This window comes from bacterium, from assembly GCA_022616075.1.
Taxonomy (GTDB): domain Bacteria; phylum Acidobacteriota; class HRBIN11; order JAKEFK01; family JAKEFK01; genus JAKEFK01.
The window spans coordinates 1-16,894 of record JAKEFK010000029.1 but is presented as its reverse complement, the minus strand read 5'-3'; the positions used below and the strand labels follow the sequence as shown (position 1 = coordinate 16,894).

Sequence of the window (16,894 nt, the reverse complement as noted above, 5' to 3'; positions counted from 1 at the left end):
GCCATGAGCGACCTGACCATACGCTGCAGCCGACAGCGCTGATCCATGAAGCATATCTACGTCTCATTGATCAACAAAAAGTGCAGTGGCAGAACCGGAGCCACTTCTTTGGTGTCGCCGCCAAGATCATGCGGCAGATTTTGGTGAACCATGCTCTGGCTCATCGCGCAGCGAAACGTGGCGGCGGACGCTTGAAGGTCACGCTGAACGAAATGATTCACTCGCCTCAGAAGCAGAATTACGATGTGATCGAGCTCGATGAAGCTCTAAAAACACTGGCGAAAAGGGACCCACGTAAAAGCCAAATGGTTGAACTCCGCTTTTTTGGCGGTCTCAAGAATGAAGAGATTGTTGAGGTCATGGGAATCTCTCCTTCCACTGTTCAGCGCGAGTGGAGAATGATCAAGGCGTGGCTCTACTGCGAACTGAAAAGATAGATTCACATGAGTACCACGCGTGGGCAAAAATGGATCACGTTTCTTGGGATCATTCTGCTTTATCCGGGCATCCATGGCTTCGCTCTGGATCCAAACAAAGCCATCACACAGTATGTTCATAATGTTTGGCAAATCGAAGATGGTTTGCCTCAAAGCGGTGTTACTGCGATCGTGCAAACACGAGACGGCTACCTTTGGCTCGGTACAGAGGAAGGAGTTGTCCGTTTCGACGGCGTACGGTTCACAGTGTTTGATCAAAACAACACGCCAGAAATAAGGAACAATTGGATCCGAAGTCTTTACGAGGACCGCGAAGGAAATTTGTGGGTTGGAACTATTGGAGGCGGCCTGAGTCGGATGAAAGATGGCAAGTGGTCCAGCTTTACCACAAAGGAAGGGCTTTCCAGCGATGTCGTGAATGAAGTAGTTCAGGATCGAAAAGGAGATCTATGGGTCACGACCGAACGCGGGCTGAATCAATTGCACAACGGCAAATGGAGGACCTACACGACGAAAGATGGGCTCCCGGATGATTCTACGCGGTCCGTCTACGAGGACCGTGCTGGTGACCTATGGGTTGGAACGAACCATGGACTGATTCGGCTGCATGATGGTGAATGGTACGTCTACACGACCGAACAAGGATTGTCGAACAACATTGTGCGATCGATCATCGAAGATCGCGCCGGAAACTTATGGGTTGGAACAGGCCAGGGGCTTAGCCAGCTCCGTGATGGCAAATGGACAACTTACACGACCAAACAGGAATTATCCAACGATGTCATCTGGCGCATCTATGAAGATCGCAATGGGAACCTCTGGATAGGAACAGGCGGTGGCGGGTTAAACCGCTTTCGCAACGGGAAATGGACAACCTACACAACCAAACAAGGATTATCCAACGATGTCATATGGTGCATATATGAAGACCGCGAAGGAAGCCTCTGGATTGGAACGAACGGTGGCGGCTTAAATCGCCTGACAGATGGCAAGTTTGTTACCTATACAACAGCAGACGGCCTGTCACACAACATTGTCAGATCAGTTTTTCAAGATAACCAGGAGACTCTTTGGATTGGAACACATGGTGGGGGCTTAAATCGTTTCGAAGGCGGTAAGTTCACGGCCTATACGAGAAAAGACGGGTTATCCCATGACATCGTATGGCCAATCTTTCAAGATCGCGACGGGAGTCTCTGGATTGGAACACCTGGCGGGGGGCTGAACCAATTTGTCGATGACAAGTTTGCAGTTTTTACCACAAAAGACGGATTACCAAGCAATGAGATACGGTGTGTGTTGCGGGACAACAGCGGAAATCTTTGGATTGGAACATCCAATGGTCTGAGCCTCCTTTCCAAAGGATCAACAACTTTCACAAAAAAACAGGAATTGGCAAGCCTTGATATTCGATCGTTGTTGCAGGATCACGAAGGGAAACTCTGGATTGGAACGATCGGTGGCGGACTAAAGTGCCTTAAAAACGGAAGGCTCGTAACGTATACGACGAAAAATGGATTGGCCGATGACGTGGTGCTGTCATTATTGCACGATAACGAAGGAACTCTTTGGATTGGAACCGGTGGGGGCGGGCTAAATCGCTTTACTGATGAGAAATTTACAACGTACGCGGTCCGAGATGGCATGTTTGATAACAACATAATGGCAATTCTTGAAGACAACAAAAAGAATCTCTGGATGAGCTGCAACAAAGGCATCTTCCGCGTGAGCAAAAAAGAGCTGAATGATTTTGCAGATGGAAAATTGAAATCTGTTACTTCATTTGCGTACGATGAAGCGGATGGAATGAAAAGCAGAGAATGTAACGGTGGTACTCAGCCTTCGGGTTGGAAAACGAAGGATGGGAAACTCTGGTTCCCCACTCTGGAAGGCCTTGTGGTAGTCGATCCGGAACATATGACGAAGAACGAGTTGCCGCCTCCGGTTCTCGTAGAAAAAATTGTTGTGGATGGAGTCCCCACGGGGACATCAGACATTGCCGCTGGCAAAGAGAAATTCGAATTCCACTACACGGCACTCAGTTTCCTGATTCCGGATCGCGTGAAGTTCCAATACAAATTGGAAGGGTTCGACGCGGACTGGATAGATGCGGATACTCGCCGCGTCGCTTACTATACGAACCTTCCGCCGGGTAGCTTCAAATTTTCAGTGAAAGCATGTAATAACGATGGAATCTGGAATGAAGCAGGAGCCTCCTTTGCATTTTATTTGCGACCTCACTTCTATCAGACCTACTGGTTCTACGGACTCTGTTTTTTGACGGCATTGTCTGTGGCTATTGGCGCGCACCGTATTCGCGTCCGGCAATTGAAAGGCAGAGAGAAGGATCTGATCCGTGTTGTAGACGAAAAAACCAGAGACCTGCGTGAAGCCAATGATAAGATCGCGAGGCTTCAAGAATCAGCGCCCCAGGCTTTGGAAAATCTTTCAGCATGGTCGAAGTCGGCTGCCGAAGACATTGCGCGCGCTATCGGCGCAACGGAGATCGCGATCTGGACTTTAGAGGAAAATCGGATCAAGCCTGTCACAGGTACGGGTACGAAGGCTCCTTCATTGGAAGCTCTCAAGGCCGCTCTGCCGTTTACTAATATTGTAGCAGATAGCGGAGAAACGATCGTGCCTTTGATGGGGTTGAGCGGCGAGATGTACGGGGCATTGGTGATTTCAGGAGCCAACATTACGTGGGGGGAGGTCCAGAGGCGGCTGGTTACCGCCTTTGCGCATCAACTGGGTGGAACTCTGGAGACTCAACATATGGCCAAACGGCTTGCCCAGGCGGAAGAGAGAAAAGCGATCACGCGGCAAGAGATGCGGAAGCAAGGCATTCCTACGCTTCAAGTATGTCCTGACTGCGGAAGCTGCTACGACGATGCTGTGGAGTCGTGCGAAAAAGACGGGGCGAAGCTGCAGGCGCCGCGCACTCTTCCGTATCGCATTGCGGATCGATACAGGTTGAGCCGGATGCTTGATGAAGGAGGGATGGGCGCCGTTTTTGAAGCTTATGACGAGAAATTAAGCCGGTCCGTAGCCATCAAGATTATAAAAGGAGAACTGCTGAATGACCCTTCCATGCGGATGCGTCTGGAGCGGGAAGCTCACATGGTGGCACGAATCCGTCATCCGGGCGTTGTATCCATCTACGATTTTGGAGAGCTTTCCGATGGTTCCGCTTTTATCGTTATGGAATTTTTGCAAGGTCTGGATCTGGCAGATACTTTGAAATATCAGGGGCCGGGGACCCCTGCGCAAGTTGCGATAGTGTTATCGCAGGTTGGTGATGCCCTGACGGCCGCTCATTCGCAAGGTGTGATTCATCGTGATCTAAAACCCGCAAACCTTTTCATCATCCCGTCCGGAAACACATTTCAGGTAAAAGTAGTTGACTTTGGCCTGGCCAAATCGCCTGGTGAACAAACTTCTGTTACCGTTAGTGGAATGCTTGTGGGAAGTCCTGCATATATGTCACCTGAGCAAATCCGGCAACAACCTCTGGATGCTCGCAGCGACCTTTTTTCTCTCGCCTCTCTCAGCTATGAATTGCTCACCGGCATCATGGCTTTTAACGCTGACCACATCTCGGATGTCCTCACCAAAGTTCTGTTAGAAGAGCCGGCTCCCATTTCATCGAGACTCATGGAAGCGCCTCCCGAACTTGATACTGCCTTCTTCGAAGCTTTCCAAAAAGTTCCCGAAAAGCGACCGAAGACTGTAGCTGTCTGGATTGAGCAAGTAGTGACTCTACTCAATCAAATGACTGCGACAGTCCCGGGATGGCGGCTCGAAAGCATTCTAGAGACGTCCATGCGACAGCGAACTGCAGGGCAGACAGCACGCCACTACGATCAAGTCGTGAGGCGCGCCGTTGAATCAGTCCTCAACGCCTCGGAGGAGGAACGGAGTTCAGTCAGCGACCAACTTTGGAAGGATTTGGAGGATCTATTTTACGCTGCGTTGGAATGCGAACCGAATCAAAGGACCGCGTTCCTTGATCATGCATGCGCCAGTAATCCAGTCTTGCGAGAAAAGGTAGAGGCCCTTCTCCATGCTGACCAGGAGATCAAAGAAGAGGAGTTTCCTGTGTCGAATAAAGACGCGCTCTAATTGCTTAGAAGGCACAACGGAAACCAAACGCGATGCTGGTCTCCGAAGGCGTGGAATTCGCATCCAGCCAGAACACGCCATCCTGCTTTGGTCCGGCTCCAAGAAAATGACCTCCACGAAGGATCGCTGCGGGAAATTTATGAGGTTCGGGAGTCGCCTCATCGATTCCAAAGATGGTGTCGAGACCATAGAGAGCAATGGAGGAATTATTTGGGTCGTCAATATCCTCGTTATCCTGGATCCAGTCCTCCACCCACTCCGCAACGTTTCCAACCATATCAAACACTTTCCAATTGGACACGCAGTCTGAACGGGCGCCGGTCAGGTCGACACTTGCTGTCGTGGATGTATTGCAATCTGTCGTTCCGTTGTCTGCGCCTGTCCCAATCTGTTCATAGTTGGTGGGCGTGCCTGCGGCTGCCATTTGCCATTCTCCATTGCGGAGCAGTCTCTTTCCAACATTCGCGCATGCCTGCTGCGCCTGAAACCAGGTAATCGCTGCCGAGGGCTGAACGCCTTTCGCAGATACAGCAAATATCTTGGCGCCGGGCGTGGTGCAGTCATCGCCATTATCGGAGCACGGATAATTGTCAGTTCCTGCGCCATACTGGGTTCCCTGCGGATCTCCATTTGCTTTGGGTGGGTCTGACCAAACACTTGCCTCATATATATCCACACAGATCGGCCCCACCGGAACCATATTGATTGGGCATTTCAAGGCGGCTGATGCCGTATTTGCCAGTCCGGCAATTGCGATCAGCCCGGCCAACATTACGAATACTGAATTCTTCATGGTAATTCCTCCTGTATTTTTGGCAACGTACTGCTATTTCGTGACAACAACGATCCGTTCTTCTCCCTGAATTGGCGTATTGTCATTGAGGTTTCCTGTGAGCTCAATCGCGATGCACTGCTGATCACTCACAGGGCCCAATGCATCAACAAGGTCGCTCGCATCGAATTGCAGGACGAGATCGGTAAATCCTTCAACAGGTTCTCCGGAAACGCAGTCAGAGCAGTCATCTTTTTCGCCGTTGAATGCATCCGCTACATCTTCAAAGCTCCAGCTCACCGGGGCTATGCCCTCAAGTCGGACCGAACTGACATCAATGTTTGTAACGTCAAAGTCGATGGTTCCGATAACGGCTACTGTAATCTTTCCCTTCGACTTCGTGTTGAACGGATTCGGGCAGCCTTGCGGCTTAAAGTCGATTTCAACCGGAACCGTGGTAATTTCATAGATCCAGGTCTCACCATTCAACGCGCCGTCATCACCTCCAAAAAGCAAAACCTTATCTTCGCCAATAGAAGCCAATGCGTGCAGGGATCGGGCTGAGGGAGATGTTGCAGGTGTTGTTTCGGTCCAGGAGTCGTCGCTATGATTATAGATCCAGGTGTCTGCAAGAAGACCGCTTAAGTCGACCCCTCCGAAGAGTAGAACCTGATTTTCGCGGATGCGCGCCGTGGCAAAGTCGTCCCGGTTTGTTGGAGATGTAAGAGGTGCTTGCTCAGTCCACGTATTGTCGCTCAAATCATAAACCCAGGGGAATGCACTGTGATAGTAAAGCACCCGATCCTCTCCGAGATAGGCGAGACAATGACCGGCGCTGGTGAGAATCCCCTCATGTGTCTTTTCTGTCCAGGCGTTATCGCTCAAATCGTAAATCCATGTGTCATCAGCAGGACCAAAAGGCGAAACGTTTAGTGCTCCACCATGGAGCAGAACCTGATCTCCTCCAATGTAAGACAGGACTGAGTGCCGTCTCTTGCCAGGGGAGGTGTGGGTGGGAATTTTTGAGTCCATGTATTGTCACTCAAGTCGTAAACCCAGGTCTCAGCTCCGCCTGAAAATCCTCCAAAAAGCAAAACCTGGTCTCCTCCGATGTAGGCCAGACCGTGATTGTGTCTCGCTGAAGGAGAAGTAGCAGGGAATTTTTGAGTCCATGCATGGTCACTCAGATCGTAAAACCAGGTCTCATTGTTATTTCCTAAGGGTAAGGAATCGATTCCTCCAAAGAGGAGAACACGGTCTTCTCCAACATAAGCCATTTTGTGATACGCCCTGTCTGAAGGCGATGTCGCCGGGAATTTTTGTGTCCACTCACCTGGACCCGCATTAAGCGGGAGGCAAACCAACATCAAAAAAAACAAGATTGAATATGGGATTCGATTCATATTTCTTCTCCTTCTGATTTTATAGGTGGAAAAAAAGGCTGGATGTTACCACGCAGTTTCGCATCATTGATATTTTCCAACTCAGAGCCATCCGGAAGTGCAATGGTAATATCGGCGCAGTTTCCACACCCATATAAAGGGAAAGAAGAAAGACATACGATGTTAGGAGGTGTTTTATGGGCGAGATCAGAGGCGCGGGCAAACAACCGGTTTTACCGACAACTGCGGAGCCCTCACGCTCCCACGCACAAGAAACGACGGGCAAGACGGAACAGGATTTCGCTGCTTCGCAACCTTTGAGCTCGGAAGGAAAAGCCGCGAAAGCATCCGAATCGCAAATCTCGGGTGAAGCGATGCGCCAGGTTCTGCGGGAATCGCTACTATCCGCTTCCACATCAGCTTCCACGGAAACCATTGGCGGAAGTTATCCTGTCGCGGACAAGGAGGTTGAAGTGAAACCGTGGACGGCAGAGAAAACCACGTGGCAGCCGACGTCGCCTGCTGGTGTTCCTTATAAGAAGGAAGCGCGGGTGCCGGATAATACTCCGATTTTCGACAGCGGAAAGATCGATCGTGAAAAGGTCTTGCAGAGCCTCTCCCAGCACGATCAAAATTCCAAAACTACGGAAGATAAAGATCGCTGCGGCGGAACTGCAGTGATCGCTTCAGCAATCAGCAATGGTGGGGAGAAAGGGTTGCTGAAGCTTACCGGCGCTATGAAAAAGAATCTGCCTGCGGACTTGTTGAAAGATCTCAACGAAATCGAAAAGAAGATTCAAGACAAAACGGCAACACACGGAGATTTGGGAAAGCTGAGCGAATTGATCCATAAAGGATTCGCCGTGGAGGATCCAAAGGGAGGAAAGGGAATTCTGGATGGAGATATGCATTCACTGTATACCGCGGCTGGTCTGGAGCCTCCCAGGGGGACAGGATTGCCGGAGAAAATTTTTCAGAATGGCCAGAGCTGGCCAGTCAATCTTGATACCGATGGTGATGGAACACCCAATCACTGGGTGGTTGCAGGCAAGGATGAGAAAGGCCGCACGTTCATTTACGATCCGGAATCCACCCCGGGCAAACCACAAATTCATTACGGCGGGTCCCCCGAATATGACAAGTACATCGATCAGATGAAGAAGTCCCATTCCGGCTTTGCGCCACTTACAAAAGAAGACGCAGATAGGGCACGGGAAAAATACTACGGCGAAGGACTCCCACTCGATATGGAAGTGGAGTAGGCACTTTCTTTAGTGCCGGTCTTAACTGGCGTAAGGAGGCGACGGCTATTTTCCGTTTCGCTAGGGTTCAGATAGGCTTTGAATCAACTTGTGTACGACAGGAGAATCGGGATTTGCTTTTGCCAGCAAACCCGTCATATTGTTGTTCTGCCCGCTCCAATTCTTCTGCTTTGTCTTGGCCGAAACGTTCCAGATGTAAATTCGGCCTCAGTTCTAATAATTTAGTCGGAGTCCAGGCGGTGGTCCGAAGTTGATCAATCTTCATGACTTCATCGAAATCTATATCGTAAATGCTAACCACGTAAGCGGTCTCTTCGCTGAAAGGAGTCCAGCGAAATAGCGACGCTGTTCCCGGACAACTGTTGCGACAGGCATTAAAGGTACAACACTTGTTTTTTGTTGTGGAAGCGCGCATCAAGATGGATCGGAATGCCAAGGAAGATCGAAATAGAAAGTAGTGCCGGCGTTGGTATATGTTTCAAATCCGATTTTCCCGCCGAATTTTTCGACAATCGCTTTCGTAATACTCAAACCCAGTCCACTTCCACCCTTTTGCCGGCTGCTGAGCGAATCAGCCTGGCTGAACTTCTGAAAGATTCTACTGTGAAATTTCTCCGGTATTCCCGGACCGCAATCCCTCACGGATATACGAACCGAATCGCCGGTGTACAATGCAGAGATTGTAACTGTCTCATTTTCAGGTGAAAACTTAACAGCGTTGGAAAGCAAATTCGTCATTACCTGAATGAACCGATCGCTGTCAACATTCACCATCACTGAAGGTACGATGTCGACGGCCAGGTTGACGCCGAATTGATCGGCATAGGGCTTGTTAGAATGAAAGGCGTGTTCGATCAAAGACTTGATATTATGTGGTTTGAAATCAAACGTCATTGCGCCCGATTCGATCTTATCTAGGTCAAGAAGATCATTGATCAGACGAATGAGACGCTCCGTACCTTTGGAAGCCATATTGACCAACTGTTTTGCAGTAGCTGGCAGATCCTGGCCCATCTTGCTCGCAAGATAATCCAGTGAACCGCGAATCGATGTCAGTGGTATTCGTAATTCATGCGCTACAACGGAGATTAAATCATCTTTCATTTTTTCGATTTTCCTTCGTTCGGTGATATCTTCAACCGTACCCTCGTAGCACAAAATGGTACCGTCCGAATCCCGAATGGCCCGGGCGTTCTCACGAGCGAAAATCACTGACCCGTCTCGCCTCCTCCATTCCGCCTCGAGACCAATGACTTCTCCATCCCTTGCCATTCTTTCGTGAAAGTCGCTCCTTGAGTATTGTGGCTCGAACGGAGGCGCTTCCAAATTTCGTGTTGCGATCTCGTCAAAAGACTCGTACCCCAGCATCCGGATCAATGCGGGATTGGCATTCAGGATTTCCCCATCAGGAGTGGTGCGGTAAACACCTACCGGCACATCTTCAAATAGAGTCCTGTAGCGCTTCTCGCTTTTTCCAAGCGCCTCCTCAGCCTTGACTCTATCCGTAATATCCAGGGCGTCTCCAAGGACGTAAGGTTCATTCCCTTCATCTGCAATAAGGCAATTTCGGTATTGCCAGATGCGATCAATGCCGTCTCTTGTAGATAACCGGATTACCCCGCTGCGGATTTTCTCGCTTCGAATAAGCTGCAGGTATTGTGAAAACAAACTCCTCACCAACGGGTCAACAAACTCCGCCAGGTTTCTCCCAATCATCTCCAGCGGCTGATATCCAAGTGCCTTTGCCGCAGCTGGATTTACAGACGTCAAAATTCCACTCAGGTCGTGAGTGTAGATAAAGCCTAAACTGTTTTCGAACAGATTGCGATAAAGTTTCTCGCTTTCTGCCAATGCCTGTACAGCGCCTTTTCGTTCGATAGCGTACAATATGGACCGTTGCAACACCTGAGGACTGATCTGGTCTTTTATCAAATAGTCCTTAGCGCCCTGGCGGAGCGCTTGTTTTGCCAACCCCTCATCGTCCAGGCTTGTCAAGACTACTATGGGGGCATCCCCACAGACTCCGCTGATTCGACTGACACAATCCAGACCATGAGAATCAGGCAGACTTAGATCAAGGAGCACTATGTCGAAGCAGGCTTTAGAAAGCAATTCCATCGCCTCGCTCAGACGGGAGCACGCATTCAGTAGGAATTTGTAATTCGAATCCGAAACAAGATACTCCTGAACTAAGAGAGTATCCCCGGCGTTGTCTTCCACTAAAAGGGCATGCACGCCCTCTGAAAGACGACCTGTCGACCTTTTGTCCAATGGCATACTCTTTTCGAACGGTATGGGTACTGAGTACGCCATCTCAGCAAGAACTGTGCCGGGCGCGGCCTTCGACAGGAAACTGTATAAGGCAAGATCAAATCACTGAGAAAGTTGAGAAAACATGAGACAGATACAAGATCATTTTCTTTTCATCTTCTTTTTTCCCGGAAGCTTTACGATGGTAAACCAAAAGTCCTCAATAGATTTCACAACCTTAAGGAACTGCTTAACGTCGACAGGCTTGGTGACATAGCAATTGGCATGGAGATCGTAAGCCTTCAAAATATCTGCATCGTCATCCGATGTTGTAAGCACTACAACCGGTATCGTCCTGAGATCTTCATCCCTTTTGATTTCCGCCAGGACAGCACGGCCGTCCATCTTGGGCAGATTGAGGTCGAGCAGAATAGCGTCCGGACGAGAAGCCGTGGCATATTTCCCTCGGCGGTGTAATAGTGCCATAGCCTCCAGCCCATCCTCGACAACCGTCACATGGTTAATGATCTTGGCATCTTGAAGGGCCATAGTGGTCAGTTCCACATCGCCAGGATTATCCTCAACCAGGAGTATTTCAACAATGTTCATAATCCTCCTTCCGCCGGTAGCGTAAAATAGAATTTAGAGCCTTTTCCCACCTCAGATTCTACCCAAATTCGCCCCCCATGTCGCTCCACTATCTTTCGGCAAATCGCAAGACCGATCCCCGTTCCCGGGTATTCCTTTCTGGTATGAAGACGTTGAAATACCAGGAAGACACGTTCATTGTATTCGAGAGAAATGCCTATTCCGTTATCTTGAACACAAAACAGCCACTCTCGTCCTTTCAGGTCCGCAGAGATATGAATATGAGGAGTGGAATTGCTACGAAACTTGATGGCGTTGCTGATCAAGTTTTGAAACAATTGACTCACTTGAATAGCATCGCATGTGATGGAGGGCAGCTGGTCATAAGTTACGCTTGCGCCTGCTTCCTGAATCGCAACCTGGAGATCAGACAAAACTTGAGAGACTATAATCCCGCAGTCAATAGTGTGAAAGTCTTCAACGCTGCGTCCCAGACGGGAGTAAACCAGCAAGTCCTTAATCAATGCTCTCATTCGTAGAGAGCCGTCGACAGCGTATTCAATGAACTTCTCGGCCTGAGAGTCAAGCCGGTTTTTATACTTTTGTTCGAGAAGCTGCATGTAACTGATCACCATACGCAGCGGTTCTTGCAAGTCGTGAGATGCAACATAGGCAAATTGTTCCAGTTCTTCTGCTTTCCTTTGCGACTCGGAGCGGGATTGGCGAAGCGCTTCTTCCGATCTCTTACGCTCAGTAATATCGCGAATAACTCCAGCAAAGAAGGATTGTTGGCCGCTTTGCCACGTGCTGATGGAGATCTCTAATGGAAATTCGACGCCGTCCTTACGGAGACCGTGAAGCTCGAGGACCTTTCCGATGACCGTGTGTGCGCCGGTTGATTTGAAACGTTCCAGCCCGCTGCTATGCGCGTCTCTATATCGCACAGGCATCAGGACCGTTAACGGGCGGCCCGCTAATTCCTGTTCGGTATAGCCGAAAATCTGTTCTGCGCTCCGGTTGCACGAAACAACACATCCGTTCTCATCCGCCAGAACAATGGCATCGAGGGCCGACTGCACCACTGAACGAAACCGTTCTTCGCTCTGTCGCAGTGCTTCGTTAGTTCGCACCAGATCCGCCGTTCTATGTCCGACGACTTCTTCAACCTCTAACGTGCGTCCTGTGACCAGGAGCAGCAGGATTCCCAAAAGACCTGTAAACAGTAATCCTCCTGCCAGTAAAGCCCATCTCTGCCACGATCTCTGCGCTAACAGGTATTCACTGCTAGCAGAAAAGCGCAGAATCCATAAACGCCCGGCCATATTCAACTTCATGGTTGTTTGTGGATCCTGCGCAGGAGGCGATTCAGCCGACTGATAAATCAGTTTCTCTTCCCCTTTGTCTGAATTGCCAAACAAACGAATCACAATGCCTTTGCTGTCAAGCCCTCTAGCGGATTTGTTGATCAGATCGCCGATTCGAAAAACGCCCGAAATGAAGGCTTCGCAATTCTTCAGGCCATTTTCAATCGTCTCCGATGTGTAATCCGTTCGTAACAGAGGAAGCACCAGCAGAAAACCAAACTGATGTTCTCTCTCCTGTACAAGCGTGATCCAGCTGGAAGCAGATGCTTCACCGCTTTCCCCTGCCCGGTCTAAAGCCGCAAGTCTGTCCGGGTCGGACGCCAGATCAAACCCCAGTGCGGTTTCGTTCCCGGCGAAGGGTTCTATGAAACAAACTGGAAAATAGAAAGCGCGTTCACCGGCCCGCACTAATTGTTCTCGGGAATTCATTTCGACTATTTCGAATCCAGAGTGACCCTCCTGCCGGATTCGTTCCTCAAATTCGCGGCGCTCCGATTGACCGACTCGGGGCACCCATGACAGTGCTTGAATCCCCAGATCGTTTGTCGGTATATGCTGAATAAACCTGTGGAACTCTTGACGGGTCACACCATTAGACGCTGTGTAAAACGCTCTTACTGATTGGAGAATTTTCAGACAGCCTTCAAAATTGCCACGCACTGCATGCCCCAGGGCCTCCGACCTTCGCTGGAATTCAAGCAGAATTCGTTGCTCTTCCAGAACATTTGCATAAACATGAAGCAAGACAGCCAGCACAAGAGTAAGAAAAAGCGGAACGGTAACCGACATCTTTCTTCGGAACGGACCAACCACTTCCTTTCCGGCGGCTAGAAGAATCAAAGGCGCAAATATCAGGACTCCAATGGCGTCACCGGTCCACCAGGTCACCCAGTTTAATGGGAAATCTTGCCATGTGAGCGTACCCGTAAGCAAAAGGCTCGTTACGCCGGTGCTGGCGCTGACCAAACAACTTAACGGTCCGCCCAGGACTGCAAATAGAAGTACATCTCTTGACTTTGCAAGCGAATTCGGATAACCGATCTTGCGACGTATCAAGTAAGCGCCTATGGCCGCCTGCAAGGCTGCGCCGGCGCCGATAGAAAGGGGAAGGATGATGAAGTTGGTTACGGTACCGGCAGCAGCCGACTGCATCGAAGTCGAAACATTCACAAAGAAAGATCCCAGGAGGATGCCGGGCCAAACGTGATAGCCCCGAGTAAGAACGGCTGCCAGCGCAATTCCGGCAGCAGGCCACACCGCTGTCGCATAGCCTGGAGGAATGGCCAGCAACAATGCCAGCTTGCCGGCTACAAAGTAAGCAAGGCCGGCCATAATAATATCCGCCCAAAGGGGAAGGTGATGACGAAGGCTTGCAAAAACTGATCGCATCCTCGTTAGATTTTGGCGTCAAATACCGCCATCTTGGACTACTTTATCAATTCTAGTGATAAACATATAGAATGTGGTTATTTAGAAGAGCGCTTCTCCTTTTTGTTCTTGTACATTTCCGCATCAGCGCGCTCGATAAGAGCATCAATATCGCAAGGATTTTCAGCATCATAGCAGGCCACGCCGATACTCAATGAAAGTTCGAATGGACGTTGTGTTCTCGCCCTTTGTCTGGAAAGGTGCTGCTCAAGTCGTGAGAGGATCATTTGAAGGCGGTCCGGAACCATCTCGACTGCGAGGCAGGCAAATTCGTCGCCCCCGATCCGGGCAAGAATGTCAGCGTTGCGAAATGTCCGTTTCAATACGTCAGCTGTATCCATTAGAGCAAGATCTCCGCAGCGATGTCCCAGAGTGTCGTTGATCTTTTTTAGACCGTCCAGATCTGCAAAAATCAGCGCTATTCCTTTTTGCGATCTCCCGGCAATTTCTAACTGTTTTTTGCCCAGGATCTCGAAGCCCCGGCGGTTGTGCAACCCGGTTAACTCATCGATGAGGGAAAGCGCCTTCAGTTCTTGAAGCATATGGTGACGTTCAACAGCATAATGGGCAGCCTGCACCAGCCGTCTCCGTTCACTGTGACCTTTCACCAGATAGTCCTGTGCGCCTTGACCCACAGCCTGAAGAGCTGTCATTTCATCATCAAGACCTGTAAGAACGACGATGGCAACATCAGGAAAGTCATGATGCAGTTTGACGAACGTTTCTAACCCATGACTGTCCGGAAGAGAGAGATCCACAAAGACGAGATCGAACGATTCTGCCGTAAGCTGCTGAAGGGCATCATCAAGCCTCTCTAAGCGTTGAATCACAAATTTCGGCGAGTCTCCAGACCTCAGCATCTCATCCAACAAAAGAGCATCGCCCGGGTTGTCTTCAGCTAAAAGGATCCTCGTTACCTCAGTCATCGTTCTTTGGAAGTTCTACCCTCAGGCCCTGAAGCCCGGATCATCTCGCTTATAAAGCGGTGAACTCTTCAGACCTGGTTAAACAATTTGTCAAAATCGTAGGGTGCAAACCATTTCTTCATCTGGGATCAGAGATGGCTTTCTTTCGCTTCCACGCATGCATGCACCACGCCCCGCGGCAAATTTAATCGCTTTTCCCCCACGAGGTTCTTGATTGATTGTATCACATGCCCCCCATTGGATGTTATCTTGGTAGTGACTTATCCAAGGGGGAGAATCGCTTCACAACCTTGTGTTACAGTGCACCAGAGAACTCTTCATGACTTCACGGAAATCTATATCGTAAATGGTAACCACGTAAGCTGTCTCCTCCCTGAAAGGAGTCCAGCAAAATAGCGGACGCTGTTCCCGGACAACTGTTGCAACGGGTGTTAAAGGTAAAACAATTGTTTTCTGTTGTTGTGGAACGGAGTTTCTGATTTTCATTTTGAAGCCGTGCCACACGGTTATCTAAATCAGAAATCTGATTTCTGAGACTTTGTGTGCTGATCCAGACCACGACAGCAGCCGCAGCGGCTAGTTGTAACGGATTAGAGAACCGGTTGCGGACAGGCGTTGTGGTTCTGCAGGATCAAACTGCAAGCTATTTTTGAACGACTTCAGTTCCATTGCTTCTGCGGCACATCTGGAACAGATCTGCAGATGGCTCTCTGCAATTTCCCGATCCACTTCATCCAGAGTTTCATCGAGGTAAGCTTCGGTTTGTTCATAGGTGAGGTGATCGAAATCTTCCTCTTCACTATCCAGCCCATCCCGAATAGAGGAAATCATTTCCCGCAAAGCCTCTCCCTCAAGCACCTTCTTTCGGCATTCCGAGCAAAACACAAGATGATCAGCTGCAGCCCGCAATTCGTCTGGCAAGCCCTTTCCATTCTTAAATTGCTCCAGTTGTTCAGGCAATAAGTGCTGTTTCAAATTGAATCTCCCCTAAATTGCGCCTTAATTCTATTGGGCGCAAATTTCGGCGTTATATTACCCTTCATCACCCTACCGTCCCATGATGATTCAGAAAATAACGGAGCTGGTATTTCAGATGAGACCGCAGAGGATACTTTCTCGCATATATTCGCAAAACGTGTGGTAGGTAATGGTCTGGATCTGGCCTTTAAAAATGTTGAATCTGAATTATTTCCGCATGCGACTTGAACTTGCGCAGCTGGGTAAGAACGCGCAAAACGCTTCGTTGCAGAGGTCTTCGGCCTCTTGCCGTTCGAAGAAATTACTGGAAAGTGATAACTTGCTTCGGATCACCTCGCCAATTGATCGGCACAGCATATTCGGATATCCAACAAGTGATCTCCAAACCGCAGAAGTGAGGACCTATCTAGCGACCGATGAACACCAATGCACACGGATGGTAAAGAATCTCTGCGTTTCTGCACCCGAAACTTGGAATTCCCTTCGAAATTCGAAATTCATGTATTCGATATGCGCCGCATGGCTTCGCGCTCGTGCATGACGATCCATCTGCATTTCTCACAGAAAAGAATGAGAAATCTCTGAGAAATCCTCCTATCCGAGAAAACTCGGCGATCAATAAAGAATCGTGACTTCTAGATTGAACAGGAATCTGGAAAAATGTTTCTCATTTGAAGCTGTCCTTACTCCCCTTCTCCTCATACATCGCATTGGCAAGAGATTTGCCCTCTTAATTTTGATTTCAATAACACGAATGGAGAATTAACAAAATGTTAAAAAAAAGCACGGTTCTCTTATCTATCCTCTGCTTGTTCTTCCTCTGCTTTGCAGATGCAGGAGAGGAACATGGAATGGGTTCGGGCCTGGAAGACAATTCGATTGCGAATCTTGTGCAAGGTCTTGGTGTTTCCTGGGTTCGATTGAGTGCATACTGGAAATGGATTGAGATTTCGAAAGGCGTTTATGATTGGTCTGCTTTGGATTCTGTCATCAACAGAGGCACGAATCGAAATCTCAAAATGTTCATTTCAATCGGCGCAACGCCGTCTTGGGCGAATGGCGGCAAAGCAGACAACGTTCCGCCTCTCAACAACACCGATTATGGTGATTTTTGCTTTGCAGTTGCCAATCGGTACAAAAACAACTCCCTTGTCAAAGCCTACGGGATGTGGAATGAGCCGGACGTCTCTATGTTTTGGAATGGAACTCGCCAGCAATACCAAAACAAGATTTTGATTCCCGGTTCGAAAAAAATTCATCAAGCAAAATCCACCCTGCTGGTCGGCGCGCCGGAGTTGAGTGACGACTGGCCAAACGATCAATCACACTGGGGACTTGGATTGCTGCTGGACACAGCCGGTGCACAAATTGATGTCGCGACTGTT

The 16,894-nt window shown here is 49.3% G+C and carries 14 protein-coding genes; 4 read left to right on the top strand and 10 right to left on the bottom strand.

The window, feature by feature from the left end; all coding sequences use genetic code 11:
- Nucleotides 1-437 (top strand): ECF-type sigma factor (locus L0156_02695; protein ID MCI0601898.1); only part of this gene is annotated, 437 nt, incomplete at its 5' end.
- Nucleotides 438-443: 6 nt separating this feature from the next.
- Nucleotides 444-4,559 carry a protein kinase gene (locus tag L0156_02690; protein ID MCI0601897.1) on the top strand — a complete coding sequence of 1,372 codons (4,116 nt, stop codon included), beginning with the start codon at nucleotides 444-446 and terminating at the stop codon, nucleotides 4,557-4,559.
- A 4-nt stretch (nucleotides 4,560-4,563) separates the two neighbouring features.
- Here the strand turns inward: L0156_02690 and L0156_02685 are convergent, their stop codons facing one another.
- From L0156_02685 to L0156_02675, 3 genes are read right to left on the bottom strand one after another with little or no spacing between them, the layout of a single operon-like run.
- Entirely contained in the window at nucleotides 4,564-5,352 is a 789-nt protein-coding gene (locus L0156_02685) for a formylglycine-generating enzyme family protein (protein MCI0601896.1), read from the bottom strand.
- Between the two features lie 33 nt (nucleotides 5,353-5,385).
- Nucleotides 5,386-6,363 (bottom strand): kelch motif-containing protein, encoded by a 978-nt coding sequence (locus tag L0156_02680; GenBank protein ID MCI0601895.1) that lies wholly within the window; start codon nucleotides 6,361-6,363, stop codon nucleotides 5,386-5,388.
- Nucleotides 6,261-6,608, bottom strand: coding sequence for a kelch repeat-containing protein (locus L0156_02675; protein ID MCI0601894.1), 348 nt, complete (start codon nucleotides 6,606-6,608; stop codon nucleotides 6,261-6,263). The genes L0156_02680 and L0156_02675 overlap by 103 nt, the downstream gene beginning before the upstream one ends.
- A gap of 302 nt (nucleotides 6,609-6,910) precedes the next feature.
- Between L0156_02675 and L0156_02670 the strand changes: the two genes are divergently transcribed.
- Nucleotides 6,911-7,975 (top strand): hypothetical protein, encoded by a 1,065-nt coding sequence (locus tag L0156_02670; protein MCI0601893.1) that lies wholly within the window; start codon nucleotides 6,911-6,913, stop codon nucleotides 7,973-7,975.
- A gap of 67 nt (nucleotides 7,976-8,042) precedes the next feature.
- On the opposite strand, the gene L0156_02665 is transcribed toward L0156_02670, so the two are convergent.
- The 7 genes from L0156_02665 to L0156_02635 all read right to left on the bottom strand — a co-directional run bounded on the left by L0156_02665 (nucleotide 8,043) and on the right by L0156_02635 (nucleotide 15,506).
- Nucleotides 8,043-8,240 carry a hypothetical protein gene (locus L0156_02665; protein ID MCI0601892.1) on the bottom strand — a complete coding sequence of 66 codons (198 nt, stop codon included), beginning with the start codon at nucleotides 8,238-8,240 and terminating at the stop codon, nucleotides 8,043-8,045.
- 149 nt (nucleotides 8,241-8,389) lie between these two features.
- Nucleotides 8,390-10,252 carry a PAS domain S-box protein gene (locus tag L0156_02660; GenBank protein MCI0601891.1) on the bottom strand — a complete coding sequence of 621 codons (1,863 nt, stop codon included), beginning with the start codon at nucleotides 10,250-10,252 and terminating at the stop codon, nucleotides 8,390-8,392.
- A 135-nt stretch (nucleotides 10,253-10,387) separates the two neighbouring features.
- Nucleotides 10,388-10,834, bottom strand: coding sequence for a response regulator (locus tag L0156_02655; GenBank protein ID MCI0601890.1), 447 nt, complete (start codon nucleotides 10,832-10,834; stop codon nucleotides 10,388-10,390).
- On the bottom strand, nucleotides 10,831-13,509 hold the full coding sequence (locus L0156_02650) for a CHASE domain-containing protein (protein ID MCI0601889.1): 2,679 nt from the start codon (nucleotides 13,507-13,509) through the stop codon (nucleotides 10,831-10,833). The genes L0156_02655 and L0156_02650 overlap by 4 nt, the downstream gene beginning before the upstream one ends.
- Before the next feature lie 134 nt (nucleotides 13,510-13,643).
- Complete coding sequence (locus tag L0156_02645; protein MCI0601888.1) at nucleotides 13,644-14,531, bottom strand: GGDEF domain-containing response regulator; 888 nt, start codon at nucleotides 14,529-14,531, stop codon at nucleotides 13,644-13,646.
- A 282-nt stretch (nucleotides 14,532-14,813) separates the two neighbouring features.
- Complete coding sequence (locus tag L0156_02640; GenBank protein MCI0601887.1) at nucleotides 14,814-15,017, bottom strand: hypothetical protein; 204 nt, start codon at nucleotides 15,015-15,017, stop codon at nucleotides 14,814-14,816.
- Nucleotides 15,018-15,107: 90 nt separating this feature from the next.
- A complete protein-coding gene (locus L0156_02635) occupies nucleotides 15,108-15,506 on the bottom strand; it encodes a zf-HC2 domain-containing protein (protein ID MCI0601886.1) in 399 nt (132 codons plus the stop codon).
- 773 nt (nucleotides 15,507-16,279) lie between these two features.
- Between L0156_02635 and L0156_02630 the strand changes: the two genes are divergently transcribed.
- A partial coding sequence (locus L0156_02630) for a cellulase family glycosylhydrolase (GenBank protein MCI0601885.1) occupies nucleotides 16,280-16,894 on the top strand: 615 nt, incomplete at its 3' end.

Bases quoted from the DNA above. Each gene is read 5' to 3' on its own strand.
- L0156_02690 (MCI0601897.1), top strand. From the start codon at position 444: ATGAGTACCACGCGTGGGCAAAAATGGATCACGTTTCTTGGGATCATT.
- L0156_02685 (MCI0601896.1), bottom strand. From the start codon at position 5,352: ATGAAGAATTCAGTATTCGTAATGTTGGCCGGGCTGATCGCAATTGCC.
- L0156_02680 (MCI0601895.1), bottom strand. From the start codon at position 6,363: ATGGACTCAAAAATTCCCACCCACACCTCCCCTGGCAAGAGACGGCAC.
- L0156_02675 (MCI0601894.1), bottom strand. From the start codon at position 6,608: ATGGCTTATGTTGGAGAAGACCGTGTTCTCCTCTTTGGAGGAATCGAT.
- L0156_02670 (MCI0601893.1), top strand. From the start codon at position 6,911: ATGGGCGAGATCAGAGGCGCGGGCAAACAACCGGTTTTACCGACAACT.
- L0156_02665 (MCI0601892.1), bottom strand. From the start codon at position 8,240: ATGAAGATTGATCAACTTCGGACCACCGCCTGGACTCCGACTAAATTA.
- L0156_02660 (MCI0601891.1), bottom strand. From the start codon at position 10,252: ATGCCATTGGACAAAAGGTCGACAGGTCGTCTTTCAGAGGGCGTGCAT.
- L0156_02655 (MCI0601890.1), bottom strand. From the start codon at position 10,834: ATGAACATTGTTGAAATACTCCTGGTTGAGGATAATCCTGGCGATGTG.
- L0156_02650 (MCI0601889.1), bottom strand. From the start codon at position 13,509: ATGGCCGGCCTTGCTTACTTTGTAGCCGGCAAGCTGGCATTGTTGCTG.
- L0156_02645 (MCI0601888.1), bottom strand. From the start codon at position 14,531: ATGACTGAGGTAACGAGGATCCTTTTAGCTGAAGACAACCCGGGCGAT.
- L0156_02640 (MCI0601887.1), bottom strand. From the start codon at position 15,017: ATGAAAATCAGAAACTCCGTTCCACAACAACAGAAAACAATTGTTTTA.